Origin of the sequence: Flavonifractor sp. An100 (assembly GCF_002161175.1) — a bacterium.
Classification (GTDB): domain Bacteria; phylum Bacillota; class Clostridia; order Oscillospirales; family Oscillospiraceae; genus Lawsonibacter.
This window is the reverse complement of record NZ_NFMA01000007.1, coordinates 88,021-113,711: the sequence shown is the minus strand read 5'-3', so window position 1 is coordinate 113,711 and position 25,691 is coordinate 88,021. Positions and strand designations below refer to the sequence as shown.

General features: G+C 60.6%; 28 protein-coding genes and 1 other annotated feature. Of the genes, 15 read left to right on the top strand and 13 right to left on the bottom strand.

The annotated features are described in order from the left end of the window. From B5E43_RS06060 to B5E43_RS06045, 5 genes are all read left to right on the top strand, one after another. Positions 1-229 (top strand): TRIC cation channel family protein (locus B5E43_RS06060; RefSeq protein WP_206406942.1); only part of this gene is annotated, 229 nt, incomplete at its 5' end. A gap of 125 nt (positions 230-354) precedes the next feature. Then, entirely contained in the window at positions 355-648 is a 294-nt protein-coding gene (locus tag B5E43_RS06055) for a zinc ribbon domain-containing protein (RefSeq protein ID WP_087394629.1), read from the top strand. Continuing rightward, positions 645-1,013: a DUF2085 domain-containing protein gene (locus tag B5E43_RS06050; RefSeq protein WP_087394627.1), complete on the top strand. Its 369-nt coding sequence runs from the start codon at positions 645-647 to the stop codon at positions 1,011-1,013. Before B5E43_RS06055 ends, B5E43_RS06050 begins: the two co-directional genes overlap by 4 nt. Positions 1,014-1,241: 228 nt before the next feature. Next, on the top strand, positions 1,242-1,511 hold the full coding sequence (locus B5E43_RS14870; RefSeq protein ID WP_143382959.1) for a hypothetical protein: 270 nt from the start codon (positions 1,242-1,244) through the stop codon (positions 1,509-1,511). A 12-nt stretch (positions 1,512-1,523) separates the two neighbouring features. Then, positions 1,524-2,252 (top strand): hypothetical protein, encoded by a 729-nt coding sequence (locus tag B5E43_RS06045; protein ID WP_087394625.1) that lies wholly within the window; start codon positions 1,524-1,526, stop codon positions 2,250-2,252. A gap of 77 nt (positions 2,253-2,329) precedes the next feature. Here the strand turns inward: B5E43_RS06045 and ilvC are convergent, their stop codons facing one another. The 6 genes from ilvC to B5E43_RS06015 form a co-directional block, all read right to left on the bottom strand. After that, positions 2,330-3,349, bottom strand: coding sequence for a ketol-acid reductoisomerase (gene ilvC, locus B5E43_RS06040; protein ID WP_087394623.1), 1,020 nt, complete (start codon positions 3,347-3,349; stop codon positions 2,330-2,332). Next, complete coding sequence (gene ilvN / locus B5E43_RS06035) at positions 3,330-3,896, bottom strand: acetolactate synthase small subunit (protein ID WP_087394621.1); 567 nt, start codon at positions 3,894-3,896, stop codon at positions 3,330-3,332. The genes ilvC and ilvN (B5E43_RS06035) overlap by 20 nt, the downstream gene beginning before the upstream one ends. Before the next feature lie 13 nt (positions 3,897-3,909). Beyond that, positions 3,910-5,613: a biosynthetic-type acetolactate synthase large subunit gene (gene ilvB / locus B5E43_RS06030; protein WP_087394619.1), complete on the bottom strand. Its 1,704-nt coding sequence runs from the start codon at positions 5,611-5,613 to the stop codon at positions 3,910-3,912. Next, complete coding sequence (ilvN, locus tag B5E43_RS06025) at positions 5,610-6,095, bottom strand: acetolactate synthase small subunit (protein ID WP_087394617.1); 486 nt, start codon at positions 6,093-6,095, stop codon at positions 5,610-5,612. Before ilvN (B5E43_RS06025) ends, ilvB (B5E43_RS06030) begins: the two co-directional genes overlap by 4 nt. A gap of 19 nt (positions 6,096-6,114) precedes the next feature. Further along, positions 6,115-7,746 carry a biosynthetic-type acetolactate synthase large subunit gene (gene ilvB / locus B5E43_RS06020; protein WP_087394615.1) on the bottom strand — a complete coding sequence of 544 codons (1,632 nt, stop codon included), beginning with the start codon at positions 7,744-7,746 and terminating at the stop codon, positions 6,115-6,117. Positions 7,747-7,832: 86 nt separating this feature from the next. After that, positions 7,833-8,070 (bottom strand) — a binding site (T-box leader). Positions 8,071-8,093: 23 nt separating this feature from the next. Continuing rightward, positions 8,094-9,083, bottom strand: a complete 990-nt coding sequence (locus B5E43_RS06015) for a LysR family transcriptional regulator (RefSeq protein ID WP_087394613.1) — start codon at positions 9,081-9,083, stop codon at positions 8,094-8,096. A 225-nt stretch (positions 9,084-9,308) separates the two neighbouring features. Here B5E43_RS06015 and B5E43_RS06010 point away from each other — a divergent pair, with 225 nt between their 5' ends. Beyond that, positions 9,309-10,250, top strand: a complete 942-nt coding sequence (locus B5E43_RS06010; RefSeq protein WP_087394611.1) for a D-2-hydroxyacid dehydrogenase — start codon at positions 9,309-9,311, stop codon at positions 10,248-10,250. A gap of 119 nt (positions 10,251-10,369) precedes the next feature. Continuing rightward, positions 10,370-12,289 (top strand): NAD(+) synthase, encoded by a 1,920-nt coding sequence (locus tag B5E43_RS06005; protein ID WP_087394609.1) that lies wholly within the window; start codon positions 10,370-10,372, stop codon positions 12,287-12,289. 60 nt (positions 12,290-12,349) lie between these two features. On the opposite strand, the gene rpiB is transcribed toward B5E43_RS06005, so the two are convergent. The 5 genes from rpiB to B5E43_RS05980 all read right to left on the bottom strand — a co-directional run bounded on the left by rpiB (position 12,350) and on the right by B5E43_RS05980 (position 18,051). Then, positions 12,350-12,784, bottom strand: a complete 435-nt coding sequence (gene rpiB / locus B5E43_RS06000; RefSeq protein WP_087394607.1) for a ribose 5-phosphate isomerase B — start codon at positions 12,782-12,784, stop codon at positions 12,350-12,352. A gap of 35 nt (positions 12,785-12,819) precedes the next feature. Continuing rightward, positions 12,820-13,617: a PHP domain-containing protein gene (locus B5E43_RS05995; RefSeq protein WP_242964729.1), complete on the bottom strand. Its 798-nt coding sequence runs from the start codon at positions 13,615-13,617 to the stop codon at positions 12,820-12,822. A 127-nt stretch (positions 13,618-13,744) separates the two neighbouring features. Then, positions 13,745-15,661 carry a molecular chaperone HtpG gene (gene htpG / locus B5E43_RS05990; protein WP_087394603.1) on the bottom strand — a complete coding sequence of 639 codons (1,917 nt, stop codon included), beginning with the start codon at positions 15,659-15,661 and terminating at the stop codon, positions 13,745-13,747. A gap of 135 nt (positions 15,662-15,796) precedes the next feature. Beyond that, complete coding sequence (locus B5E43_RS05985) at positions 15,797-17,107, bottom strand: hypothetical protein (RefSeq protein ID WP_087394601.1); 1,311 nt, start codon at positions 17,105-17,107, stop codon at positions 15,797-15,799. Positions 17,108-17,109: 2 nt separating this feature from the next. After that, positions 17,110-18,051 (bottom strand): substrate-binding domain-containing protein, encoded by a 942-nt coding sequence (locus tag B5E43_RS05980; protein ID WP_087394599.1) that lies wholly within the window; start codon positions 18,049-18,051, stop codon positions 17,110-17,112. Between the two features lie 264 nt (positions 18,052-18,315). Here B5E43_RS05980 and B5E43_RS05975 point away from each other — a divergent pair, with 264 nt between their 5' ends. Genes B5E43_RS05975 through B5E43_RS05960 form a run of 4 tightly spaced genes read left to right on the top strand, consistent with a single transcriptional unit; the run spans position 18,316 to position 20,426 of the window. After that, complete coding sequence (locus B5E43_RS05975) at positions 18,316-18,675, top strand: GntR family transcriptional regulator (RefSeq protein WP_087394597.1); 360 nt, start codon at positions 18,316-18,318, stop codon at positions 18,673-18,675. Then, positions 18,672-19,397 (top strand): ABC transporter ATP-binding protein, encoded by a 726-nt coding sequence (locus B5E43_RS05970; RefSeq protein WP_087394595.1) that lies wholly within the window; start codon positions 18,672-18,674, stop codon positions 19,395-19,397. The genes B5E43_RS05975 and B5E43_RS05970 overlap by 4 nt, the downstream gene beginning before the upstream one ends. Continuing rightward, on the top strand, positions 19,397-20,158 hold the full coding sequence (locus B5E43_RS05965; protein ID WP_087394593.1) for a hypothetical protein: 762 nt from the start codon (positions 19,397-19,399) through the stop codon (positions 20,156-20,158). Before B5E43_RS05970 ends, B5E43_RS05965 begins: the two co-directional genes overlap by 1 nt. A gap of 13 nt (positions 20,159-20,171) precedes the next feature. Further along, the gene (locus B5E43_RS05960) at positions 20,172-20,426 is read left to right on the top strand and encodes a hypothetical protein (protein ID WP_087394591.1); all 255 of its coding nucleotides are present in this window, start codon (positions 20,172-20,174) and stop codon (positions 20,424-20,426) included. A gap of 56 nt (positions 20,427-20,482) precedes the next feature. Here the strand turns inward: B5E43_RS05960 and B5E43_RS05955 are convergent, their stop codons facing one another. After that, the gene (locus B5E43_RS05955) at positions 20,483-22,012 is read right to left on the bottom strand and encodes a sodium/proline symporter (RefSeq protein ID WP_087394589.1); all 1,530 of its coding nucleotides are present in this window, start codon (positions 22,010-22,012) and stop codon (positions 20,483-20,485) included. Positions 22,013-22,272: 260 nt separating this feature from the next. Continuing rightward, positions 22,273-22,857 (bottom strand): TetR/AcrR family transcriptional regulator, encoded by a 585-nt coding sequence (locus B5E43_RS05950; protein WP_087394587.1) that lies wholly within the window; start codon positions 22,855-22,857, stop codon positions 22,273-22,275. Positions 22,858-23,004: 147 nt separating this feature from the next. On the opposite strand from B5E43_RS05950, the gene B5E43_RS05945 reads away from it, so the two are divergent. From B5E43_RS05945 to B5E43_RS05930, 4 genes are all read left to right on the top strand, one after another. Beyond that, entirely contained in the window at positions 23,005-23,277 is a 273-nt protein-coding gene (locus B5E43_RS05945; RefSeq protein ID WP_087394585.1) for a hypothetical protein, read from the top strand. Between the two features lie 129 nt (positions 23,278-23,406). Then, entirely contained in the window at positions 23,407-23,997 is a 591-nt protein-coding gene (gene yfbR / locus B5E43_RS05940) for a 5'-deoxynucleotidase (protein ID WP_206406946.1), read from the top strand. 42 nt (positions 23,998-24,039) lie between these two features. Beyond that, the gene (locus tag B5E43_RS05935) at positions 24,040-24,309 is read left to right on the top strand and encodes an ACT domain-containing protein (RefSeq protein WP_087394583.1); all 270 of its coding nucleotides are present in this window, start codon (positions 24,040-24,042) and stop codon (positions 24,307-24,309) included. Positions 24,310-24,325: 16 nt separating this feature from the next. After that, positions 24,326-25,684 carry a PFL family protein gene (locus B5E43_RS05930; RefSeq protein WP_087394581.1) on the top strand — a complete coding sequence of 453 codons (1,359 nt, stop codon included), beginning with the start codon at positions 24,326-24,328 and terminating at the stop codon, positions 25,682-25,684. Positions 25,685-25,691: the final 7 nt, after the last annotated feature.

Here is a 25,691-nt window from a genome sequence, read left to right as displayed (position 1 = left end):
CACCGGGGTAGGGGGCGGGGTGCTCCGGGACCTGCTGGCCGATGACACCCCTTACATCCTGGTCAAGCACGTCTACGCCTCCGCCTCCCTGGCTGGGGCCCTGGTGTGCGCCCTGTGCTGGGCGTGGACGGGGGAGGTGCCCGCCATGCTGTTAGGGATGGGTGTGGTAGTGCTCATCCGCTGTCTGGCCGCCCACTACCGCTGGAATCTGCCCAAAGCCAGACTGTAAGGCGGTTTCCCAGGGCTCTTTTCTCCATTTCCCGGGGAATCTTTCTTGTGTTCTGGCGGCCTCTCTGGTATAATGGAGCTGCCGATCGGCTTAATTTAATTGCTTATTTTTAGGAGGTAACCTCTATGGCATACTGCAGGCGCTGCGGCGCCCCCATCAGCGACCAGGCAATGGTCTGCCCCTCCTGTGGGGAAGCCCAGTACTCTGTCCCTCCTGTTCAGGATAACGGCGGCATCGGCTGGAGCCTGCTGGGCTGCTGCATCCCCATTGTGGGTCTGGTGCTCTTCCTGGTTTGGAAGGACCAAAAGCCTAAAACCGCCAAGGCCGCGGGCATCGGCGCCCTGGTGGCCGTGGGTCTTTACGCGTTCTGGTATATCCTTGCCATCGTGGGCGGCATTGGGCTGGCCATCCTCTCGTGATCCCCTGGCTCTATCAATGGCTGCCCATTATCTTTGGGTGCCACGGTCTGGACAGCCGCTCCTTTCACTATAAGGGGCGGCGGTTTCCGTTATGCGCCCGGTGTACCGGGGAGCTGGCGGGCATGGTTTTGTGCCTGGTGAGTTTTCCCTTTGTCCGGGTGGATGTGGTGTGGTCGTTGGTTCTGCTCCTCCCCCTGGTGGCAGACGGCGGTCTTCAGGCCCTCACCTCCTACGAGAGCGGAAACGGCCGGCGCTTTGTCACCGGCCTGCTTTTCGGCTACGCCCTGGTCAACCTGTTTTTCCAGTCCACGGCGGCGACCTTCCAGTACGGCCTGTCCCTGGGGGAGAGGCTGACGGCTTTCTGAACCGGCGGCGAAGCTGTCGGCGATTGTCAGGAGCATCTGCACTGCCCCAGAAGGCGGCGTGATATTTATTCGCATGCAAAGGGCCTGCCCTGTTCCAGGGTTGGCCCTTTGTTTTGACAAAATTATATAAAATTACAATATTTTACATTTTATTCTTGACAAAATTATGCAATTAAAATAAAATTGTTTTGTAAGAATAGGTATTTATCGCAAGAACGCAATATCAATATGGGCTATTGGTCTCAAATATTACCGACTGTGGGGCGGATTAAAGAACAAATTGATGCTAATCGTCCGGTGCTTTTATGTGGTCAAGTCGATGATGTTTCTTCGTCAGGTACAAATACAGTAGATCATAATATAGTAGTTTACGGCTATACTCCTTATGATTTGCTCATTACCCATTACGGATGGGAAAATTATTCCGATGTTGTCATAAACTATCAAGTCATTCGTCCGTTTATTTCAGATGCATCTGCAATTTCAAGCTATTCATAAAGGTTGATAGAGATGTTTTCCCACACGCTGAAACACCGCTTCCGGCTTGCGGAAATTCTTGTCTGCCTTCTGCTGCTGGTCTCCTGCGGCGGGCCCGCCCCCACCCGGGCGGACAGCGTGGGGATCAAGCTGTTCCCCACCGGAGAGCGGGTGTCCTTCCCTCTGGACTGCCGCCGCACCGTTCCAAGCCCTAGTCTCACCGTCTTCACTGCCGCGCTGAGGCCGGAGGAGCTGGAGGAGCAGATCTCCGGCCAAGATTTTGTGACGGAAGTGGCGCCCCGCTCCTTTGCTGGACAGCAGGAGGGCCTTCTGATCCATGTGACCACCCCCCAGGACGGGGGCGGACTGTGCTTTATTGCCTGTTCCGGCGGGGAGGGGGACCAGTGGCGGTATACCCTGATGGACCTTGATGTGAGCTGCCGGCTGTCAGAGGAGGAGCTGCGGGGCCTGCTGTTCCCCCTGTATTTGCTGGCGGAGTACGAGGGCGACCCGGTCTATCTCACGGTCGGACAGGCCTTTGAGCTGTCCGGCGGACCAGAGGGGGCGGAAGCCGTCCTAGCGGAGATATGCGCCTTTTACCAGACTGCCGGGTGGTATGACGTAGCCAAGGGGGAGGAGAGCTCCTCCCTGTTCCTCCGCAGCACGCCGGAACTGGAGACGCTGACTGGAGCGGCCATTTCCCTAGAGCTGTCCCTTTTCCCAGAGGGGGATCAGCTCTTCTGCCTGCTGACGGAAGGGTAGCTGGAAACGGATAGATAAAAATGCCTCCCCTGGTCAAACAGGGGAGGCATTTTCTGTTGTCCGGATCGGCGGGAGGATCAGTTGGAGGCGGTGTCCAGATCGGTATCCTCGCCCCAGAGCATGTTCTTGCGCAGCTCGGCGCCCACGGTCTCCATCTGGTGCTTGGCCAGCTGGGCGCGCTTGGCGTTGAAGAAGGTGCGGCCGTTCTTGTTCTCGGCGATCCACTTGCCGGCGAACACGCCGTCCTGGATGTCCTTGAGGACAGCCTTCATGTTCTTCTTGGTCTCCTCGTAGGGCAGGACCCGGGGACCGGAGACATACTCGCCATACTCCGCGGTGTCGGAGATGGAGTAGTTCATGGCAGCCACGCCGCCCTTGTTGATCAGGTCGATGATCAGCTTCATCTCGTGGATGCACTCGAAGTAGGCGTTCTCGGGCTCGTAGCCGGCTTCCACCAGGGTCTCGAAGCCCAGCTTCATCAGCTCCACCACGCCGCCGCACAGCACGGCCTGCTCGCCGAACAGGTCGGTCTCGGTCTCGTCCTGGAAGGTGGTCTCCATCACGCCGCCCCGGGCGCCGCCGATGCCGGCCGCATAGGCCAGAGCCAGCTTATAGGCGTCGCCGGTGGCGTTCTGCTCCACGGCGATCAGGCAGGGCACGCCCTTGCCGTTGACATAGGTGGAGCGGACGGTGTGACCGGGGCCCTTGGGTGCGATCATGGACACGTCCACGTCGGCGGGAGGAACGATCTGCTTGAAGTGGATGTTGAAGCCGTGGGCAAACATGAGCATGTTGCCGGCGGACAGGTTGGGGGCGATGTCCTTCTTATAGACCTCGGCCTGGACCTCGTCGTTGACCAGGATCATGATGATATCGCCCCACTTGGCGGCCTCGGGGACGGTCATGACCTTCAGGCCGGCCTTCTCGGCGTTGGCCCAGTTCTTGGAGCCCTGGCGCAGACCGACACACACGTCGCAGCCGGAGTCCTTCAGGTTCATGGCGTGGGCGTGACCCTGGGAGCCGAAGCCGATGATGGCGATCTTCTTCCCGTCCAGGTAGTTGATGTCACAGTCCTTCTCATAATACATTTTTGCCATAGTTATATTCCTCCTTTAATTTATTATCGTCATAGATGGTGCTGCGCCCTCGTTCAATGGCGAGAGTACCCGTTTTCGCGATTTCCAGAATGCCGTAGTCGGCCAGCAGTCCCCGCAGGGCAGAGGTCTTGTCCTTGTCTCCAAAGATGGCCACGGTAAGGGTCTCCCGGCTGACATCAATGATGTTGGCCCGGAAGATGTTGGCGATCTGGATGACCTCGTCCCGGGAATTGCGGTCGGCGGCCTGGACCTTGATAAGGGAAAATTCCCGCTGAATGGAAGTGGCCTCGTCCAGGAGCTTGACAGCCAGGACGGGGATGAGCTTGCGGCACTGGGCGGCGATCTGATTGACCATCAGCTCGTCTCCCAGGATGACGATGGTGATACGGGTAACGCCGGGGCGGTCGGTCTCACCGGAGACGATGGACTCAATGTTATAGCCCTTCCGGGAGAACAGTCGGGCCACCTGGCTCAAGACGCCGGGGATGTCCCGGACCAGGATGGACAGGGTGTAGAGCTTCTTTTCGGTGTCAAAGGTTTTCTTCATCCCAGCCGCCCCCTTACTTCAGCAGAAAATCGGTGATGTGGGCGCCGCCGGCCACCATGGGCCGGACCATCTCGTCCATATCCACCTGGCAGTCGATGACGTAGCCGCAGCCGCAGGACAGGGCCTCCTGGAGGGCCTGCTCCATCTCGGCGCGGTTGGTGACCCGCTTGCCCTTCAGACCATAGGCCTGGGCCAGCTTCACGAAGTCTGGGCCCCGGTCCAGAGTGGTCTGGGAGTAGTGTTCGTGGTAGATGAGGTGCTGCCACTGGCGGACCATGCCCAGGGTACCGTTGTTGAAGACCACGGTGATGATGGGCAGGTGGTAATGCTCCACGGTAGCCAACTCGTGGCAGTTCATGCGGAAGCAGCCGTCGCCGGTGGTGTGGATGACCACCTTGTCCGGGTTGCCCATTTTGGCTCCGATGGCGGCCCCCAGGCCGAAGCCCATGGTGCCGAAGCCTCCGGAGGTGAGCAGCTGCCCCGGGTACTCAAAGTGGAAGTGCTGGATGGACCACATCTGGTGCTGGCCCACATCGGTGGCCACGATGGCGTCGTGGGGCACCGCCTTCTGGATGGCGTCCAGGATCTGGCCCGGGGTGAGCTTGTCACAATCTTCCACCGGCTGCTTCTCCCGCAGGGGGAGAATGTGCTCCTTCCACTCCGGATGGTGATACTGGCCCAGGCGCTTATTGAGCAGCTCCAGCACCCGCTTGGCCGAGCCCACGATGTGGTGGTCGGTGAGGACGTTTTTGTCGATCTCCGAACGGTCGATGTCGATGTGGACGATCTTGGCCTGGCTGGCGAAGGTGTCGGGCTGGAGGGCCACCCGGTCGGAGAACCGGCAACCCACGGCGATGAGCAGATCGCACTCATTGCAGGCCACGTTGGAGGCCTGGGAGCCGTGCATGCCGATCATGCCGGTAGTGAGGGGGTGGGCGCCGGGGAAGCCGCCGCCGCCCATGACGGTGATGGCCACAGGGGAGTCCAGCTTCTCGGCAAACTCCCGGAACTGCCGGTGTGCCCGGCCCCGGACCACGCCGCCGCCGCAGATGAGCAGGGGGCGCTCCGACTGGGCGATCATCTCCACCAGCTTGTCAATGTCCCCCAGGTTGGGCTCGGGGGCCTTCAGCTCATGGCTGTGGGAGAGGGCCCGGATGCTGGAGCAGGACCGGTTCTGGGTCCAGGGGATGAACTCATAGTCGATCATGGCGTTGAGGAAGGTGACATTCTTCAAAAAGTCAATGAGCACCGGGCCGGGACGGCCGGTGGCGGCCACGGCGAAGGCCTGACGCATCACGTCGGGGATGGTCTGGGGGTCCCGGACCAGATAGGTGGCCTTGGTGATGGGCATGGCGATGCCGGTGATGTCCACCTCCTGGAAGGAGTCCTTGCCCAGCAGGTCCTCACTGACGTTGCAGGTGATGAAAACCACGGGGGAGGAGTCCATGTAGGCGGTGGCGATGCCGGTGGTCAGGTTGGTGGCCCCGGGACCGCTGGTGGCAAAGCACACCCCCACCTTTCCGGTGGAACGGGCATAGCCGTCGGCGGCGTGGGACGCCCCCTGCTCGTGGGCGGTGAGGATATGGGTGATTTTATCCTTATAATTGTACAGCTCATCATAGAGGTTGAGGATGGTGCCGCCGGGATAGCCGAAGACGGTGTCCACCTCCTGCTCCAGCAGGCACTCCATGATGGCCTGAGTGGCTCGGATCTTCAAATTTTTCCTCCTCCCTTCTGTACCGCGATGACCCCGGTGCGCACCACCTCCAAAATGGAGAAGGGGCGCATCATAGCCTGGAAGGTGTCCAGTTGGTCGGGGGTAGCGGAGAGCTCCATGGTCATGGAGGTGGGGGAGATGTCATCCACCTTGGCCCCCATGATCTCACAGATGGTCATAATGTCCTGACGGGTTTTGTTGTTGGCGTTTACCTTTAAAATCATCAGCTCCCGGCCGATCAGGCTGTTTTCCTCCAGGGTGCGGACCTTGATCACTTCCACCAGCTTGTTCAGCTGCTTTTCCACCTGCTCCACCACACTGTTTCCGCTGTCCACAATGATGGTGATGCGGGAGATGGTGGGGTCGTCAGTGACGCCCACGGCCAGGGACTCAATGTTGAAGGCGCGGCGGGAGAACAGCCCGGTAATTCGGTTCAACACGCCGGCCCGGTTTTCCACCAGGACGGAAATCGTTTGTTTCATGGCAGTTTCTCCCTTCTCGTTAATCGTTGGTGGTCACGTCGGGGTGGACCCGGCAGACCAGCAGGCAGCTGCCCGGGGCGGACAGGAACTGGTCCAGCACCTGATCCATCTCGCTCTCGTCGTCGAGCTGCAGGCTGGGCACCCCATAGGCGGCGGCAATGGTGTGGAAATCGGGGGAGCCGTCCAGATCCACGCCGAAGGTGCCGTGGTAGGGGGCGGTACGCTGAATCTGGTGGACCAGGCCCAGGGTCTGGTTGCAGAACAGGAGGATTTTCAGGTCCATTCCCTCCGTCTTCACCGCAGACAGCTCGTTCATGGCCATCTGGAAGGAACCGTCCCCGCAAATCGCCAGAGTCTGGCGCTTCCGGTCGGCCACCTTGGCCCCCACAGCGGCGGGCAGGGCGTAGCCCATGGTCCCCAGGCCGCCGCTGGTGAGCAGCCGGCCATTTTTCTGGGGCAGATATTTACAGGTAAAGATCTGGTTCTGGCCCACGTCCACACACACGATGGCGTCGTCGTTGAGCTTTCGGCCCAGGTGGCGCAGCAGGGTGCCGGGGAAGACGTAGCCCTCCCGCTGGGGGAAGACCCGGCTCAGCTCCGCTTTGCGGTAGTCCTTCAAACACTCCAGCCAGGCGGCGGAGTCGGGGGCGGGGATGTCCCGCTCCAGGATCTGGTTCAAAATCACCTTCACATCCCCCACCAGGGGGATGGCGGCCTGCATGTTCTTTCCAATCTCGGCGGGGTCCACGTCGATGTGGATGGTGGCCATCCGCCGCTGGATCTCCCGGGGGTCCAGCACCGCCCGGTCGGCGGCCCGGGTGCCCACCATGATGAGCAGGTCCGCCTTGGCCAGGGCCTTGTTGGCGCAGTGATTGCCGTGGGCCCCAATCATGCCCATGTTCAGGGGGTGGTCGGTGGGCATGATGGAAATGCCCATCATGGTCTTGACCACAGGGATGGAGCAGCGCTCAGCCAGCTGCAGCAGCTCCTCCTTGGCGTGGGCCAGCCACACGCCCCCTCCCGCACAGATGAGGGGCTGCTTGGCTCGGCCAATGGCCTCCACCACCCGCTTAATCTGTAATTCGTTCCCCTTCACGCTGGGCTTATAGCCCCGGATGTTCACTTGTTCGGGGTAGTGGAACTTGCCCTTGAGCTCCTGCTGCTGCACGTCGATGGGGATATCAATGAGGACCGGACCCGGCCGGCCCGTGGAGGCGATGTGGAAGGCCTCCTTGACCACGGCGGGGATGTGGTTGGCGTCCTTGACCAGGTAGCTGTGCTTGGAGAAGGGGGCTACGGCGCCGGTGATGTCCACCTCCTGGAAGATGTCCCGGCCCAGTAGGTGGCTGGGTACCTGGCCGGTGATGGCCACCATGGGGATGGAGTCCATATAGGCGGTGGCAATGCCGGTAATCAGGTTGGTGGCCCCCGGGCCGGAGGTCACCATGCACACCCCCACCTTCCCGGAGATCCGGGCGTAGCCCGAGGCCATATGGCCGGCGTTCTGTTCGTTGCGCACCAGGGTATAGCCGATCTCAGGATGCTCCCGCAGGACGTCTACTACCGGGCAGATGGTGGCCCCGGCGTAGCCGAAGATATGCTCCACCTGTTCCTGCAATAAGCTCTCGATCAATGCCTGCGCTCCGTTCATGGAACGTCACCTCCGTCGTATTGTGAATGATTTGGGGGAAATTGTCTTTGATGGAAAAACAAAAGCGGCTTCGCCCTATCCTCCTTTGATAGGACGAAGCCGTATGCTCCGTGGTACCACCTAACTTCATGGGGGACCGAGGGTCCCGGCCATGCACTCTTGCCCGGATAACGGTGGGGGCCGGTCCAACCTACTGGGGCGCTCAGCCGGTTCAGCCAGACAGCTCACGGGTGAGGTTCGGGGAAGGCCCTTCCCGGGAGCTTACACCAGCCGCTCCCTCTCTTCGCATCCAGGCATGCCTACTATCCCGTTCATCGCGTTTTTGGATGATTGTCCTTTACTATAGCTCAATCCGATTTGTTTGTCAATTCTTTTTCGCGGGATTTTACATCGGCGATCCGCCGCTGATCGGTGAGGGATTCCTGGGCCAGATCGATAAACCGCTCCCCAAAATGGGACAGGTACCGGTCCCCCCGGTAGCCGGCCACCAGTCGGCTGAAGGTGGAGGGGTCCGACAGGGGAAACAGGTCCACCCCCTTGTTGTCGGCCGGGGCGGCGGGGATAGCCCGAAGGAAGAGTTCGGGACAGATGGTAATCCCCACGCCGGCCTGGGCCATGGCCAGGGTGGTAACGGTGTTCTCCGTCTCCAGGATCAGCTTGGGCTTAAAATAGTAGCGGCTGAAATACTGGTCCACAATGTTGCGGGTCCGATTGCCCCGCTTGATGAGCACAAAGGGAAGCTGCTGGAAGGCGGAGATATCCGCCCCCTGGGCAAACTGTGCCCGGGTCTCCTCGGCCTGGGCACCGAAGAGCTGGTCGGTAAAGATTTTCGGCACCACCATCATCAGCCGCTGCTGGGTGAGGGAGACGGTGCGCACCCCCTCCATCATGATGGGCTGAAAACAGATGATCAGATCCACCCGCCCGTGGGACAGCTCGTCCTCCAACTGGTTGGAGTTGCCTTCATAGAGAGAAAATTCCACCATGGGAAATTCCTCCCGAAACCGGGGCAATACGTCGGGCAGCAGGGCCAGTCCGCAGGTGTGGGAGATGCCCACCCGCAGCATGCCTAAGTAGTGGCGGTTAATATCCCCCACCTTGGTAAGGAACTGGCTGTACTGGTCCAAAATCTGGGTGGCGGTCTGGACCAACTGGTCCCCGGCGTAGGTAAGGGACAGCTTGGGGGATCGGGTAAACAGCTTCACATTCAGCTCCCGCTCCATATTGCTGATATGGTTGGACAGGGACTGCTGGGATATGTACAGCCGCTCCGCTGCCCGGGTAATATTCAGCTCCTCGGCCACCATAAGGAAATATTTCAAATGCAGGAAATTCAAGCAGTGACCTCCTCATTTTGACGGCAATCCTTCTTTTTTCCTTGGGACTACCCCATTTTACCACAACCGGATGATTGTGGCAACCCTCACAAAAAATGTGATGTTCGACAGAGTGAATTTATGCCATAATATGAGTATCAAGAAACCCGTTGACGCCGCACCCCTGTTTAGGAAGGTGGGGGGGCGGAGGAAACCCATATTTTTTGGAAGGAAGGACGTTGTTTTATGAAGTGTCTCATCATCGACGCAGTCCACAGTGCCATTGCGGAGGAGCTGGGCAAGTACATGCAGGTGGACACCAAGATGCTCCCCACCCAGCAGGAGCTGGCTGCCCTCATTCCCGACTATGATGTGCTCATCATGCGCGTTGACCCCGCTATCAACAAGGAGATCCTGGACGCGGCCAAGAATCTGAAGGTCATCGGCGTGTGCTCCGTGGGTCTGAACCACATTGATCTGGACACCGCCAAGGAGAAGGGTATCCAGGTCATCAACGCCCCCGGCCTCAACGGCAACGCCGTGGCTGAGCTGACCATTTCCAAGATGCTGGACCTGTCCCGTCACACCATTCCCGCCAACGCCGATGTGAAGGTCAACAAGAACTGGGACAAGTATAAGTTTGTGGGACGGGAGCTGCGGGGCAAGACCCTGGGCATTCTGGGCTTTGGCCGCATCGGCCAGCGCGTGGGTGAACTGGGCCGCGCCTTTTTGATGGACGTGGTGGCCTACGACCCCTATCTGCCCGCTCATGTCTTTGAGGAGCAGCATGCCAAGAGCATGTCCATCGACGAGGTGCTAAAGGTCTCCGACTATGTGACCATCCACATGCCTCTCACCCCCGAAACCAAGGACCTGTTTAATGCCAAGTCCATCGCCGAGATGAAGGACGATGCCGTGGTGCTGAACATGAGCCGTGGCGGTATTGTCAATGAGAAGGACATGTATGAAGCCCTGAAGGCGGGCAAGATCGGCGGTTATGCCTCCGACGTGATGGAGAACGAGCTGGCGGCTGGCGGCCTGACCGAGGGTGCCTCCTTCGACTCCCCCCTGTTTGAGTGTGACAACTTTATCGTCACCCCCCACCTGGGCGCTCAGACTGTGGATGCCTCCCGTGACATCGGCGCCCACATCATCGCCAAGGTGAAGGAAGCGCTGAATCTGGGCTGATATCTCTTTGTTTCCCTCTCAAGTCCCCGGCCTTGCGCCGGGGGCTTTTTTCTTGCAATTTTGAAGGCAGTGGGCTATGATAAAAAGAAGATTGGAACGCCTATGAAGGAGGTCCTTTTATGCGGGACGGATTTGTCAAAATAGCCGCCGGTACTCCGGAGATCCGGGTAGCGGATTGCGCCTACAATGGGGAACAATGCATCGCTCTGCTGCGCCAGGCCGCCCAGGAAGGGGTCAAGGTGCTCTGTCTGCCCGAGCTGTGTCTGACGGGCTATACCTGCGGGGACCTGTTTTTGCAGGACACCCTCTTAAAGGGGGCGGAGGACGCCCTGGAGCAGGTACTGGAGGCCTCTCGGGAGCTGGATTTGGTGGCGGCGGTGGGCCTGCCCGTCCGGGCGGAGGGCAAGCTGTACAATTGCGCCGCCCTGATCTGCCGGGGAGAGCTGCTGGGCCTGGTGCCCAAGACCCACCTGCCCAACTACGGAGAGTTTTATGAAAAGCGGTGGTTTGAGCCCGCCCCGGAGGAGGAATTTTTGGCTGTGCCCCTCTGTGGCCGGGAGACCTTCCTGGGCCGGAAGACCCTGTTTCGCTGCCGTTCCCTGCCCCAGCTGGTCATTGGAGTAGAGATCTGTGAGGATCTGTGGGCGCCCCAGCCCCCCTCGGGGGACCTGGCTGCCCAGGGCGCTACCCTGATTTTGAACCTGTCCGCCTCCAACGAGACGGTGGGCAAGGCGGATTACCGCCGCGCCCTGGTAGCGGGCCAGTCCGCCCGGCTGCTGTGCGGTTACCTCTACGCCGACGCCGGAGAGGGGGAGTCCACCACCGACCTGGTCTTCGCCGGGCACAATGTGATTGCGGAAAACGGAGCGGTTCTGGCCGAGCAGCGCTTTGCCTCGGGCCTGACCGTGACCGAGCTGGATGTGGAGCGGCTGGCCTTTGAGCGCCGCCGGAACACCACCTTCCCCGCCTCCAGCCAGGAGCGGATGTCCTGGGTGGAATTTGATCTAGGAGTGACGGACACCCACCTCACCCGCCCGGTGGGCAAGAACCCCTTCGTCCCTGATAGCCGGGGGGACCGGGACGCCCGGTGCCAGGAGATTTTGACCATCGCTGCCCTGGGTCTGAAGAAGCGGCTGGTCCACACCCGGGCTCGGACCGCAGTGGTGGGCCTGTCCGGGGGACTGGATTCCACCCTGGCCCTTCTCATCACTGCCCGGGCCATGGCCATGGCGGGCCGTCCCATGACGGATATCGTGGCCATCACCATGCCCTGCTTCGGCACCACCCAGCGCACCAAGTCCAACGCCCAGGTGCTGGCCGAGCGCATCGGCACCACCTTCCGTACCATCGACATCGGCCAGGCGGTCCAGGTCCACTTCCGGGACATCGGCCAGTCCATGGAGGACCTGTCCGTCACCTTTGAGAACGGCCAGGCCCGGGAGCGCACCCAGGTACTCATGGACGTGGCCAATCAGTCCGGAGGCATGGTCATCGGCACCGGAGACCTGAGCGAGCTGGCCCTAGGCTGGTGCACCTACAACGGGGACCACATGTCCATGTACGCTGTCAACGCCGGCATCCCCAAGACCCTGGTGCGCCACCTGGTGGCCTACGCCGCCGACCAGGCCCAGCCCACCGATCCCCAGCTGGCTGCCGTTCTCCGGGACATTCTGGACACCCCTGTCTCCCCCGAGCTGCTCCCCCCCAAGGAGGGGGAGATCGCCCAAAAGACGGAGGACCTGGTGGGGCCCTATGAGCTCCACGACTTCTTCCTCTACTATGCCGTCCGCTGGGGTTTCCCCCCGAAAAAGGTCTCCCGCCTGGCCCGGTATGCCCTGGGAGACACCTACAGCAACGAGGTACTGTTGAAGTGGCTCAACAACTTCTACCGCCGCTTTTTCAACCAGCAGTTCAAGCGCTCCTGTCTGCCTGACGGCCCCAAGGTGGGGTCGGTGACCCTCTCCCCACGGGGAGACTGGCGGATGCCCTCGGATGGGGTGTCCACCCTGTGGATGAAGGAGCTGGAGCACCTCTCCTGACCATAAAAAATCCCCCGTCTGCCAAAGGCAGACGGGGGATTTTGTTCGTATCGGGAAGACTTACTCCTCCATCTGGGTGATGAGGCCCACCCGGCGGGCGTGGCGGCCTCCCTCAAAGCCGGTGGAGAGGAACACGTCCACGATGCGCTCAGCCAGGTTGGGACCTACCATCCCGGCCCCCATGGCCAGCATATTGGCGTCGTTGTGGCGGCGGGTGAGCTCGGCGGACAGGGAGTCGGCGCACAGGGCGCAGCGGATGCCCTTGACCTTGTTGGCGGTAATGGAGATGCCGATGCCGGTGGTGCAGATGACGATGCCCTTCTCACACTGGCCGCTGGCCACCGCCTCGGCGGCCGCCTTGCCGAAGATGGGGTAGTCACAGCTCTCGGCGCTGTTGGTGCCAAAGTCCTGGCAGGTAATGCCCTTAGAGGCCAGATAGGCCTTGATGTGCTCCTTCAGAGCGTATCCTCCGTGGTCGGATGCAATAGCAATCATGGAATGTTCCTCCTAATCAATTCATATTCGCCAGCTCACAGCGGCTGCTGCCGGGGCTGGCGTTGACGGTAAAGGGTAACGCTGGAAAACCCAATCTCCCGCAAAAGACGGGCGGCACGGTCCAGACCTTTGGCCACGTTTTCCGGCTTGTGGGCGTCAGAGCCCAGAGTGACCCGGGTGCCGCCCAGCTGGCGGTAGCGCTCCAGAATGGGCCGCCACTGCTCCACCTCCCGGCCGTTGTGGGTGTTTACCTCAATGGCACGTCCCGTTTCAATGACGGTGCCCAGCACCTGGTCCAGCTGTTCCTGCCAGGGGTCCAGGGTGATGTGGTGGCCGGAGCGGCCGTTGATGTACCGCAGGGGGTAGATGATGTGGCCCAGGGTGTCGTAGCAGGGGAGAGGGGCCAGGGCCAGCAGGCTGTCAAAATAGTCGTCCAAGGTTCTCCGGGCCAGGGCTTCCTCCTGAAAATCCAGGAAGAAAAAGTCACGGCCGCCAGCAGCTGGGCTCAGGTTATGGACCGACCCAATGACAAAGTCCAGAGGGACGCCCTCCAGCAGCTTCTGGGCCCGCTGGGGGTCCGTGTGCCCGCCTCCCAGTTCAATTCCCAGCAGCAGACAGAAGTCATCCCTATTCTGGGGGACCTTCGCCTGCTCAAACTGGTCCAGAATGGGCTTCCAATCCCAGTCCCCCAGGGGAGAGCCGTCCTCCTGCTGCAGATCGCAGTGGTCGGTGGTGCACAGCTCCCGCAGACCGGCGGCCTGTGCCGCCCGAACCATGTTTGCCAGGGGGGCGGAACTGTCCGGGGAACAGTGGGTGTGGGTATGGTAGTCCACCAGATACAAGGGGGCCACCTCCTTGCGTAAACAGAAATGAGAAAAGCCGGAGGCTGGGCAGTTGCTCGGTTCCTCCGACCTTTATTGTAGTGAATTTTCCCCTGTTTGGCAAGGGGGAAACGGGACATTACACCATGAGAGAGCTGACCAGGGAGGCAAACTCCGAGGGGTCCTCCACCGGCAGACCGGCCAGCAGCAGGGCCTGGCCGTAGAGGAGCTTAGCGTACTTGGTCAGGGTATCCTGGTCCCCGGCCTCCTTGGCCCGCTTCAGGGCGGCGTAGGGGGCGGAGTCGGGATTGAGCTCCAGCACCCGGTCGGCCTTCATGTGCTCGCCGCCCTCCAGCTTGCTCATATACTTCTCCATTTCCAGGGACACCGGCCCCTCAGCGGTGAGGCAGCAGGCCCCCGACTTGAGGATGGAGGAGATACGCACCGCCTTCACCTGGTCGCCCAGGGCCTCCTTCACGGCCTCCAGGACCTCCTTGCCCGCCTCGGCCTTCTCCTCGGCGGCCTTCTTCTCCTCTTCGGTCTGGGGCAGGGCGTCCTCGTCGGCCACCGACTTGAACTTCTTGCCCTCCCATTCGCCCAGGGCCTTCATGACAAAGTCGTCCACGTCCTCGGTGCAGTAGAGAATCTCATAGCCCTTGTCCAGGATGCGCTCCACCTGGGGCAGCTTGGCGATCTTGTCCACGCTCTCGCCGCAGGCGTAGTAGTAGAAGGGCTGGTCCTCGGGCATACGGTCCTTGTAGGCGGCCAGGGTGGTGTTGGCGTTCTCCTTGGAGGACCAGAAGAGCAGCAGATCCTGCAAAAGTTCCTTCTTGGCCCCGTACTCGGCCACGATGCCGTACTTCACCTGGGTGCCGAAGGCCTTCCAGAACTTCTCATACTTCTCCCGGTCGTCCTTCTGCATTTTCAGCAGCTCGGACTTGATCTTCTTCTCCAGGGCGGAGGCAATGACCTTCAGCTGCCGGTCATGCTGCAAAATTTCCCGGCTGATGTTCAGGGAGAAGTCGGGGGAGTCCACCACGCCCTTGATGAAGCGGAAGCAGTCGGGGAGCAGATCGGCGCACTTGTCCATGATCATGACTCCGGAGGAGTACAGCTGTAGGCCCTTCTGGTACTCCCGGGTGTAGAAGTCATAGGGGGTCTGGGCGGGGATATAGAGCAGGGCCTTGTAGGTCACCGCGCCCTCGGCGCTGGTGTGGATGACCGCCAGGGGGTCCTGCCAGTCCATGAACTTCTCTTTATAGAAGGCGTTATACTCCTCTTCCTTCACCTTGGACTTCTGCCGCTGCCACAGGGGGACCATGGAATTGATGGTCTTCCACTCCTTCACCGTCTCCCACTCGGGCTTGTAGTCCTCCCCGGCATCCTCCGGCTTGGGCTTCTGGCGGTAGTCCTCCACCTCCATGACGATGGGGTAGCGGATATAGTCGGAGTATTTCTTGATCAGCTCCTGTAATTGGTAGGTCTCCAGATACTGGCTGTAATTTTCCCCGTCGGCGTCCTTCTTCAGGTGCATGATCACGTCAGTGCCCGGGGCGTCCTTCTCACACTGGGTGACGGTGTAGCCGTCGGCCCCGTCGGACTGCCACATCCAGGCCTCCTCGCTGCCCCAGGCCTTGGAGATCACCGTGACCTGGTCGGCCACCATAAAGGCGGAGTAGAAGCCTACGCCGAACTGGCCGATGACGTCAATCTTGTCGGCGGCCTTGTCGTCCTCCTGGAGCTGAGCCTTGAACTGGCCGGAGCCGCTGCGGGCGATGGTGCCCAGGTTGTTCTCCAAATCCTCCTTGCTCATGCCCACGCCGTTATCGGACACGGTGAGGGTACCCATCTCCTTGTCGGGGACAATGGTGATTTTAAGGTCCTTGCGCTTGATGTCCACATTCTCGTCGGTGAGGGACTTGTAGGCCAGCTTGTCCTCGGCATCGCTGGCGTTGGAGATGAGCTCCCGGAGGAAGATCTCCTTGTGGGTGTAGATGGAGTTGACCATCAGGTCCAGCAGGCGTTTGGATTCCGCCTTGAATTGTTTCTTTGCCATGATTGCTGATTCCTCCATGTATAGAAAATAAATTTTATAACAAAATGAAACAATACCGTTAGCACTCATATTTCTTGAGTGCTAACGGTATGATAGCGCACTTTTCAGGAAAATGCAAGGGTGTTCACAGTTTTTTTACAGGTCGGGCTCCCGGCTCTCCAGGCCGCCGTAGGCCCGCCAGACGCAGTCCCCGGTTTCGGCGGAGTAGTAGGCGGCGCAGTTATCCTGGACCACCTCGATCACAGAGCCGTTGAGGTAGCACCAGGAGCCCGGCTGGCCGGGAAGGGTAAACCGCTGTTCCCCGTCTCGGTCATAGATGGTCCAGCCTTCCTGGCCTCGAATGGCGAAGAGGAGCAGATCGCTCTCCGGCCGCCCGTTGAGGATGGTCAGGTCCCCGTTTTGGACAGGGATGAGCACGTTGCCCTTCAAGTCAGTGATGGCGAAGGTGTTGACATCCTCGGTCCAGGTGTAAAAGTACACCCGGTCCCCCTGGAGCACGCTGGGGTACTCGTCCTGGGGCAGCGGAGAGGGGAGGGTATAGCTCTTTGTCCCGCAGGTAAGGGTGATGGTGCCGTCTCCGTTGGGGTGGGGGGCCCACTGGTTATACCGGCTGTACTGCTCCTCCCAGCGGGTGTACCACTCCTCGGCGGAGCAGGTGGACACCGCCCCGGTGACCGGGTCCAGGAAACGGGCCGTATCGTAGTTTTCTCCAAAGACGCCCAGGAAGAGCCTCTTCCCCGTCCACTGGGCGGTGGAGGGGGCTTCCGCGGTGAACCAGGGGACGGAGGCGCCGTCGGGGATGCCCAGCTCCGCCCAGGTGTAGCGGCCAATTTGGGCTCCGGTGTAGGCGTCCAGCAGGGAGAGCCCATCCTTGTCTCCGGCGGCGATGCCGTCGGGATAGGCTATGCTGCCCCAGAACCGAAAGCCGGTCCACCAGTTTCCGTCCTCCCCCGCCAGGGCCACCAGGTCCCCGGTGGTGGGATTTCCCAGCTCAGGGTCTCCCTTGGCCAGAGCGTAGACGGGCAGCGGCTGGGTGGTCAGCTCCCCGGTGTCCGGGTCGGCAACGGTATAGCCGGGGCGGGAGATGGAGGAGCATATCCCCTCCATTACCAGAATTCCGTCCTGGGTCATCAGGCCATAGAGCCAGGAGGGATTGCGGTAGGTGGCTTCCTCCTCCCACCAGACCTGGGTCATGGACAGGGCGGCCTTGCAGGGGAGGAGAGGGCCGTAGTCCGGGGAGGGAATCAGCTCGGACACATAGGTTTGATACCACCGCCCGCCCACGGCGGGCAGGGACTCCGACTCCCCCAGGGCGGACCAGTCCACCTGGACATTGGGCCCGGAGTCCACCACCCCGGTGACCGTCTGGGTGGCCTCCCACTTGGTACACCCCGCCAGAAGGGTGCAGGACAGGGCCAGAGCGGCCCAGGCGCGGGTGCCTCTCATGGTCATCCCTCCGTTCCAGACACGGGCACGTAGCCCTCCATAGCCGCCAGCTTCTGCCCGTCCGGCCCCAGCACCCAGTCATAGAGGATACGGGTGGGGCTGTCCTGGGGCAGGTCCCCGTCAATGGCTACATAGTAGGGGTTGAGAAAGGGGTACTTCCCCTCCCGGATGGACTGGGCGTCAGGGGCCACCCCGTCGATGGACAGCACCTTTAACCCCTGGGCCATCTCCATATCGTTGGCGTAGTAATATACGGTGTAGCCGATGGCGGCGGGGGAGTTGTCATACTGGCGCACCGCGTCCAGCAGGCCCGCCATGGAGTCGGGCACCCAGGTCTCCGGGGCCTCCATGGGGGACTGGCCCTCCATCACCAGCTTTTCAAACATGGTCTGGCTCCCCGCCCCCTGGTTGCGCTGGAAGGGGACGATGTCCACATTGTCTCCCCCTACCTCTTTCCAGTTGGTGATCTCCCCGGTGTAGATCTTCTTCACCTGGTCCCAGGTGAGGTTGTCCACCGGGTTGTCCTGGTTGACCACAAAGACCAGGGCGTCGGTGGCAAAGGGGGTATAGAGCCAGTGGCCCTCCTCCTTTAATTGATTCAAAACCTCTCCTTCTGGCTCGGCGGCCAGCACCAGGTCCCGCTCCCCCGCCATCAGGTTGCGGTAGGACTGGGTGGTGCGGGAGAAGTCAATGAGGTCGGCCACCGCCTCCCGGTCCTCGCCCAACAGCACGGAGCACATGGCCTGGGCCAGGGGAACGGTGGAGGTGGAGCCGTCCAGCCGGGGCAGGTTTTCCCGGGTAAAGACAAAGGGGGCCTCCTGGCTGGCGCTGGCCGAAGAGGAGACAGAACTGGAGCTTCCTCCCTGCCCCTGGGGGGCACAGGCGGTGAGGGCCACAGCCAATGTGAGGGCAGCGGCCGTGTAAGACAAGATACGTTTCGTCATATGGTTCCTCCTAACAGAACACGCGGTACCACAGCACAGAACCGGCACAGGACCGCTTTCCCTGTCCGGCCAACGCTATTATAGCAGGGAAAAGGTGGGCCATCATCACAAATTCCATGCAAATCAGCAACAAATCGGTGACAAATCCCGCCCATTTCTTAAGAAACCATTAAGGCTTTTTTAAAATAAAAAAAGCCCTTGACAAGGGATCGGAAATGTATTATTGTACTAATCACTTAATACAATAATGCAGGAGGAAGGCATATGGACTGGAATCTGACCGGGGACCGGCCCATCTGGCTTCAGCTCTCGGAGCAGATGGAGCGGCGGATCCTCACCGGGATCTATCCGCCGGGGAGCCGGTTGCCCTCGGTGCGAGAGCTGGCGGCGGAGGCGGGGGTAAACCCCAACACCATGCAGCGGGCGCTGGCGCAGCTGGAGCAGGAGGGACTAGCCAAGGCGGACCGGACGGCGGGCCGCCAGGTGACCCAGGACACCGCCGTGTTGGAGACAGCCCGGCGGCAGGCGGCCCAAACCATTATTCAAACCTATTTCAGTGCCATGGAGGAGCTGGGCTATACCAAGGCCCAGGCGGCCGCCCTGGCCGGGGAGGAAGAGACATGAGCGAGACGTTGATCACATGCCGGGGTCTGACCAAGACCTACGGCCGGAAAACCGCTCTGGCGGGTATCGACCTGTCGGTGGGCCGGGGAAAGATTGTGGGGCTGCTGGGGCCCAACGGCAGCGGCAAGACCACCCTCATCAAGCTGCTGTGCGGACTGATCCAGCCTTCGGCGGGGGAGCTGGCGGTGGATGGAAAGCCCATCGGGCCGGAGACCAAGGCCATCATCAGCTATCTGCCCGACCGGATGTACTTTGCCAACTGGATGCGGGCGGTGGACCTGTTCGACCTGTTCCGGGACTTTTATTCGGATTTTGACCATGAGAGGGCCATTGCCATGTGTCACAGTCTGGGTGTGGAGCCCAAGGACCGGCTGAAGACCATGTCCAAGGGCACCAAGGAGAAGGTGCAGCTGGTGCTGGTCATGGCCCGGAAGGCCCAGCTCTATCTGCTGGATGAGCCCATCGCCGGGGTGGACCCGGCGGCCCGGGATTTTATTCTCCGCACCATTTTGACCAACTACAACGAGGAGGGCACCGTCCTCATCTCCACCCACCTGATCTCCGATATTGAGAAGGTGCTGGACGAGGCCATCTTCCTGAAAGAGGGCAAGATTATGCTCCACGAGACGGTGGACAACATCCGCCAAACTCAGGGCAAGAGTGTGGACGCCCTGTTCCGGGATATCTTTCGGGCTCAGCCCTTGGAAGGAGGGGAGTTCTAATGCTTTGGAAGCTGTTGAAATATGATTTTCGGGCCATGGTGAAGTCCTTTGCCATTCTGTGGCCCGCCTCTCTGGTTGTCGCCCTGGTTAATCGCTTTACCATTCCCTTCGATCAGCCGCTAGACAATGAGTTGCTGGCCGTTGTTACCATGGTTGCCTTTTTCTCCGTTCTCTTCGCAATGTGTGTGGCAGTGCTGATTTTTATCGTCCAGCGGTTTTATAAGGGGTTGTTGGGAGATGAGGGCTATTTGATGCACACCCTGCCCGTGCGAACCTGGCAGCTGGTGGCCTCTAAGCTCATCTGTGCTCTGGTCACTTCCGTTGTCAGTATTGCGGTGGCCATCCTGGCCATTATCATACTGTTTCCCATTAAGTGGGAGACAGTGTTCAATCTGGCAACTTTCCGGGCGCTGTGGGCTGCCCTGACCCGGCGCCCCGACATCCCGCTGTTCATAACAGAATACAGTGTGCTCTTTCTCTGCGGGATTTTACTGTGTATCACTACCATCTATTTGGCCATCGCCGTGGGCCACCTGTTCCAGCGCCACCGGGTGGTGATGAGCGTGGCCGCATTCATTGCCCTGGATATTCTTGGTTCGGTATACATTGATGTACTGGATGGTCTAAATCTCTTTAACGCCATTGCAGCACAAAATGAGCACATGATAGCCTGGCTTGTCAGTGGGCTGCTGCTGATCCCTTCTGGGATTTTCTTTGCCGGGGCCTGTGGCATTCTCCACAGCCGTCTAAATCTGGAGTAAGGAGGAAGGTTTCGTGAATGCCTGGACCGTCTTTGTCCTCGCCTTTGCCGCCGTTCTGGCCCAGGCTTATTGGAACCGGGGCAAGCGCCGGTACTGGTATCTGGAAGGAATCATCCCTCTGGCCTACGGGGGCGTGATTGCCTGGATGTTTCTGGAGGAAGACCCCCTGCTCTCGATACAGGTGATAGTTTTTGGCTGCCTGCTGCCCATTGGGCTACTCCTGTGGTGTTGGTGGGACAACCGGGAACAGCGGCGGGAAAAAGAATAGAAGAACAGAGAGGGGACCGGGTATGGTCCCCTCTCTGTTTGCGTTCAAAGAAGCAATTAGCGGTTGTAGGAGTCGTATAGATCGGTAATCTCTGCCTCGGGAGCGGGGGTGAGGAGGGAGACCACCACGACAGCCACACAGGCGCACAGGAAGGCGGGGAGCAGCTCGTAGATGGCCAGGGCGCCGCCCATGGGGCGGACCAGGAATTTCCATACGAAGACCATCACACCGCCCACCACCAGGCCGGCCAGTATGCCCTGGCGGTTGCTGCGCTTCCAGAACAGGGCGCAGAGGATGGCGGGACCGAAGGTGGCGCCAAAGCCCGCCCAGGCGAAGGACACGATGGCAAACACGCTGCTGTCCGGGTCCGCGGCCAGGAACACGGCGATGACGGCGATGCAGATAACAGTGAGCCGGGCCACCAGCATGGTCTGCTTGGGGGTGAGCTTGATACCGAAGACGTCCTGGAGCATGTTCTCCGAGAAGGCGGAGGCGGCGGCCAGGAGCTGGGAGTCGGCGGTGGACATGGTGGCGGCCAGAATGCCCGCCAGAATGAGGCCGGCCACCACGGCGGCTACCACGCCGAAGGAGGACAGCAGGTTGGAGATCTGGACGATCACCGTCTCCGAGGCGCTGCCCTCCAGCATGGGGATCTTCCCGGCCTTGGATACGCTGTTGCCGATCATGCCGATGCACACGGCCACCGTCATGGAGATGACCACCCACACAGCGGCGATGCGCCGGGAGAGGGAGAGCTCCTTCTCGTCACGAATGGCCATGAAGCGCACCAGAATGTGGGGCATACCGAAGTAGCCCAGGCCCCAGGCCAGCATGGAGGCGATGTTGATCAGTTCATAGGGCTTGGCGGTGCCGGTGGTGGGGTCGTGGATCTGGACGAAGCTAAGGTAGCCGGCCATGGACTTGGCATTTTCCACCACAGCGTCCACACCCCCCGCCTGGCTGATGCCAAACACGGTGATAATCACCAGGGCGGTGGTCATGATGATGGACTGGATAAGGTCCATGGTGGCCACGGCGCTGAAGCCGCCCACGGAGGTGTAGCTGATAATGACTACCGCACCGATGACCACAGCCAGCATGTAGTTCCAGCCGAAGAGGCTGTTGAACAGCTTTCCGATGGCGGCCAGGCCGGAGGCCACATAGGGGACGAAGAAGATGAGAATGACCAGGGAGGCGATGCACATGATCACCGGCTTCTTCTCCCCGTAGCGCTTGGAGATAAAGCTGGGGATGGTGATGGCGTCCAGCTGTACGCTGTAGCGGCGGATGCGCTTAGCCACCAGCAGGAAGTTGAGGTAGGTACCCAGGGCCAGACCGATGGCGGTCCAGCTGGCGTCTGCCACGCCGCTGAGGTAGGCCACGCCGGGCAGACCCATGAGCAGCCAGGAGGACATGTCGCTGGCCTCAGCGCTCATGGCCGTGACCAGGGGGCCCAGGCCACGGCCACCCAGGTAAAAGCCCTCGGCGCTCTTTTTGCTCCGCCGGCCAATCCACACGCCGGTGCAGATGACAAAGCAGAGGTAGACAATAATGGTTGCGGTAATACAGATTTGTGCCACTGTCATAACTGTTTTCTCTCCTTTTGGCGGCGGCAGCCGCCGGTTTCCACACACATGCCGCCCCGGTGCAGGAGTCAAGGCTCCGTTCCGGGCGCGGCGAGTGTGACCATCATAGCACAAAATGGAGTGGAATAAAATAGAGAATGAAGTACAGAATAAATTCCGTACTTTATTTATATAAAACGGAGCAATTAAGTGTACCACAATGATTTTAAGCTGTACATTTTATAAAAGACAATCTTGTACAAATGTGACAAACTGGAGGTTCAGGCCCGGAAGCCCCCAAAAAACATGGGCATCATGGTCTTGCCGTACTGGAGCAGGGAGTAGTCCCCCTCGGACAGACACCAGTCGTAAATGAGGGCCCGCTCACAAAGGGCATACACCCTCACCATCTCACTCACCGTCACGTCCCCCCGCAGTTCTCCCCGCTCTTGGCCCTCCAGCACGATCCGCCGCAGCAATTTATAATAGGTACGGTTGTGGTCCATCAGGTGCTTGTCCCCTCGGGTGATGAGCTGGGAGGAGTACAGCCTGGCCAGCAGGTCCAGGGATACGGAGTTTTCGATCATGGCAAACAGCTCCCGGTTTAGGTACATCAGCTGTTCAAAGCGGTCGGTGTCTGGGTCCAGGTTGGGAAAGAGCTCCTCATACTTCCGGTCAAAGAGGTAGGACAGGGAGGAGAGCAGGGCATCCTTCCCCTCAAAATAGTGGTAGAAGGAGCCCCGGGAAGTGCCGGAGGCGGCGATAATCTCCTCCACCGTGGTGTCGTCATAGCCCTGGCGGTAAAAGAGGTCCCAGGCCGCCTGAATAATCCGACCTTTGGTGTCCCGGTTGTTTTTCTTGGCCATGGAGCAGTACTCCTTCCAAAATCGAGGCAATTTGGTGAAAAATGCCCCGCGCAACTGCTGGTTGCTAACAGTTTCAAGTGGGCTTGGTTGCCCTTTGGGCCCCCAACTGGTACAATGAAGCCAGAAATCAGGCGAGGAGGACCCAATATGACGCTGAGTGAACGAATCGTCGCCCTGCGCACCGGCCTGGGGATGAGCCTGGCGGTGCTCAATCCCTACACCTCTGTTACCCCCTGGGGCCTCATCAGCGGACTGCAGCTGATCCTTATTTTTACCCTGCACCCCGCGCTGTGGAGCCCGGCGTACCTCATCGGACTGCCCATCGCCATCGGGCGGGGGCTGTTGACCCTGGTGCTGCTGTGGCAGACATGGCGGGCCTGGCGGACACGAAAGGAACAGCGAAACGAGGGACGGCGGTGAGCCGCCCTCGTTTTTTCATTATCCCTTATTTTTCCCACCCCGTCAACGCTTTCTCCCGTGGGGCGGTTTACATCCCCGGTGTGCTGTGGTACAATATGCACCATCTTGAGCAAGAAGGAAGTGTCCCCGGTGGCCTACCACTTTTTTCCCATGATTGCCCGCATGCGGTACATCAACCGCTGGGGCCTGATGCGCAACACCGACCCGGAGAACATTCAGGAGCACTCCCACATGGTGGCTGTCCTGGCCCACGCCCTGGCGGTCATTGAGAAGGAGAAGTTCGGCGGGACGATAGACCCGGGGGCGGTGGCGGTGGCGGCGCTGTACCACGACGCCAGCGAGATCCTCACCGGCGACATGCCCACCCCCATCAAATACGACAACCCGGACATCCAGTCGGCCTACAAGGCGGTGGAGGCGGTGGCGGAGGAGAAGCTGCTGTCCATGCTCCCCCCCGATCTGCGGGAGTCCTACCGGGATGTCATCTCCATCTCCGATCCCCACGTCCGGGCCCTGGTGAAGGGGGCGGACAAGCTCTCTGCCTATTTAAAGTGTGTGGAGGAGCTGAAGGCGGGCAACCTGGAATTCAAAAAGGCCAGGGAGCAGACCTACGCCGCCCTGTGTCAGAACCCCATTCCCGCCCTGCAATATTTTATGGAGCACTTTTTACCCGGCTTTGAACTGACCCTGGACGAATTGCAGGACAGCGTGAAGCGCTGACCCCCAACCATGTGATTTTTTGATTGGAAAGGAACGAGACCTATGAAAGCCATCGTCACTGTCATCGGCAAGGACCGGGTGGGCATCACCGCCTCTGTGTGCGCCCTGCTGGCCCAGCACAACATCAACATTCTGGACATCTCCCAGACCGTTTTGCAGGAGTATTTCACCATGGTCATGCTGGTGGACACCTCCGCCTGCACCGCCTCCATCGGCGAGATGAGCGACCTTCTGGAGCAGGCGGGCAAGGAGCAGAGCTTGTCCATCCGCATCCAGCGGGAGGATATCTTCAATGCCATGCACCGTATTTAAAGCGAGGTGACCGACCATGCTCAACCAAAGCGAAATTATGCAGACCATCCAGATGATCGACCAGCAGCATCTGGACGTGCGTACCATCACCATGGGCATCTCCCTGCTCTCCTGCGCCCGCAGCGACCCCAAGGAGGCCTGTGACGCCATTTACGACAAGATCACCCGCTACGCCGAAAAGCTGGTGGCCACCGGAGAGGCCATTGAGAAGGAGTTCGGCATCCCCATCGTCAACAAGCGCCTCTCTGTCACCCCCATCGCCCTGGTGGCCGCTGCCGCCCAAACCGACAACTACACACCCTTCGCCCTGGCCCTGGACAAGGCCGCCAAGGCCACCGGCGTCAACTTCATCGGCGGCTTCTCCGCCCTGGTGCAAAAGGGCATGACCCAGGCCGACCGCAACCTCATCGCCTCCATCCCCGAGGCCCTCTCCTCCACCGATATCGTCTGTGCCAGCGTCAACGTGGGCTCCACCAAGGCGGGCATCGACATGGACGCGGTGGCCCTCATGGGCCGGACCATCAAGGACCTGGCCCAGCGCACCGCTGACCAGGGGGGCTTCGGCTGCGCCAAGCTGGTGGTCTTCTGCAACGCCGTGGAGGACAACCCCTTCATGGCCGGCGCCTTCCACGGGGTGGGCGAGCCGGAAAAGGTCATCAACGTGGGCGTCTCCGGCCCCGGCGTGGTGTACCACGCCCTCCAGAGCGTGAAGGGAGAGCCCTTTGACGTGGTGGCCGAGACGGTGAAGAAGACCGCCTTCCGTATCACCCGCATGGGCCAGCTGGTGGCCCAGGAGGCCTCCCGCCGTCTGGACACCCCCTTTGGCATTGTGGACCTGTCCCTGGCCCCCACCCCCGCCATCGGGGACAGCGTGGCCCGTATTTTGGAAGAGATGGGCCTGGAGGTCTGCGGCACCCACGGCACCACCGCCGCCCTGGCCCTTCTGAACGACGCGGTGAAGAAGGGCGGCGTTATGGCCTCCTCCCATGTGGGCGGCCTGTCCGGCGCCTTTATCCCGGTGAGCGAGGACGAGGGCATGATCGCCGCTGCCGCCTCCGGGGCCCTCACCCTGGACAAGCTGGAGGCCATGACCTGCGTGTGCTCGGTGGGCCTGGACATGATCGCCGTCCCCGGGGACACCCCTGCCGAGACCCTCTCCGCCATTATCGCAGACGAGGCCGCCATCGGCATGGTCAACTCCAAGACCACCGCCGTGCGCATCATCCCCGCCCCCGGCTGCAAGGTGGGGGATACGGTGGAGTTTGGCGGCCTGCTGGGCTCCGCCCCCGTCCAGCCTGTCCACCCCTTCTCCTCCAAGGACTTTGTTGCCCGAGGCGGCCGCATCCCCGCCCCCATGCAGAGCCTGAAAAACTAACGTTCTT

Bases quoted from the DNA above. Each gene is read 5' to 3' on its own strand.
- B5E43_RS06055 (WP_087394629.1), top strand. From the start codon at position 355: ATGGCATACTGCAGGCGCTGCGGCGCCCCCATCAGCGACCAGGCAATG.
- B5E43_RS14870 (WP_143382959.1), top strand. From the start codon at position 1,242: ATGGGCTATTGGTCTCAAATATTACCGACTGTGGGGCGGATTAAAGAA.
- B5E43_RS06045 (WP_087394625.1), top strand. From the start codon at position 1,524: ATGTTTTCCCACACGCTGAAACACCGCTTCCGGCTTGCGGAAATTCTT.
- ilvC (WP_087394623.1), bottom strand. From the start codon at position 3,349: ATGGCAAAAATGTATTATGAGAAGGACTGTGACATCAACTACCTGGAC.
- ilvN (WP_087394621.1), bottom strand. From the start codon at position 3,896: ATGAAGAAAACCTTTGACACCGAAAAGAAGCTCTACACCCTGTCCATC.
- ilvN (WP_087394617.1), bottom strand. From the start codon at position 6,095: ATGAAACAAACGATTTCCGTCCTGGTGGAAAACCGGGCCGGCGTGTTG.
- ilvB (WP_087394615.1), bottom strand. From the start codon at position 7,746: ATGAACGGAGCGCAGGCATTGATCGAGAGCTTATTGCAGGAACAGGTG.
- B5E43_RS06010 (WP_087394611.1), top strand. From the start codon at position 9,309: ATGAAGTGTCTCATCATCGACGCAGTCCACAGTGCCATTGCGGAGGAG.
- B5E43_RS06005 (WP_087394609.1), top strand. From the start codon at position 10,370: ATGCGGGACGGATTTGTCAAAATAGCCGCCGGTACTCCGGAGATCCGG.
- rpiB (WP_087394607.1), bottom strand. From the start codon at position 12,784: ATGATTGCTATTGCATCCGACCACGGAGGATACGCTCTGAAGGAGCAC.
- htpG (WP_087394603.1), bottom strand. From the start codon at position 15,661: ATGGCAAAGAAACAATTCAAGGCGGAATCCAAACGCCTGCTGGACCTG.
- B5E43_RS05985 (WP_087394601.1), bottom strand. From the start codon at position 17,107: ATGAGAGGCACCCGCGCCTGGGCCGCTCTGGCCCTGTCCTGCACCCTT.
- B5E43_RS05980 (WP_087394599.1), bottom strand. From the start codon at position 18,051: ATGACGAAACGTATCTTGTCTTACACGGCCGCTGCCCTCACATTGGCT.
- B5E43_RS05975 (WP_087394597.1), top strand. From the start codon at position 18,316: ATGGACTGGAATCTGACCGGGGACCGGCCCATCTGGCTTCAGCTCTCG.
- B5E43_RS05970 (WP_087394595.1), top strand. From the start codon at position 18,672: ATGAGCGAGACGTTGATCACATGCCGGGGTCTGACCAAGACCTACGGC.
- B5E43_RS05965 (WP_087394593.1), top strand. From the start codon at position 19,397: ATGCTTTGGAAGCTGTTGAAATATGATTTTCGGGCCATGGTGAAGTCC.
- B5E43_RS05955 (WP_087394589.1), bottom strand. From the start codon at position 22,012: ATGACAGTGGCACAAATCTGTATTACCGCAACCATTATTGTCTACCTC.
- B5E43_RS05950 (WP_087394587.1), bottom strand. From the start codon at position 22,857: ATGGCCAAGAAAAACAACCGGGACACCAAAGGTCGGATTATTCAGGCG.
- B5E43_RS05945 (WP_087394585.1), top strand. From the start codon at position 23,005: ATGACGCTGAGTGAACGAATCGTCGCCCTGCGCACCGGCCTGGGGATG.
- B5E43_RS05935 (WP_087394583.1), top strand. From the start codon at position 24,040: ATGAAAGCCATCGTCACTGTCATCGGCAAGGACCGGGTGGGCATCACC.
- B5E43_RS05930 (WP_087394581.1), top strand. From the start codon at position 24,326: ATGCTCAACCAAAGCGAAATTATGCAGACCATCCAGATGATCGACCAG.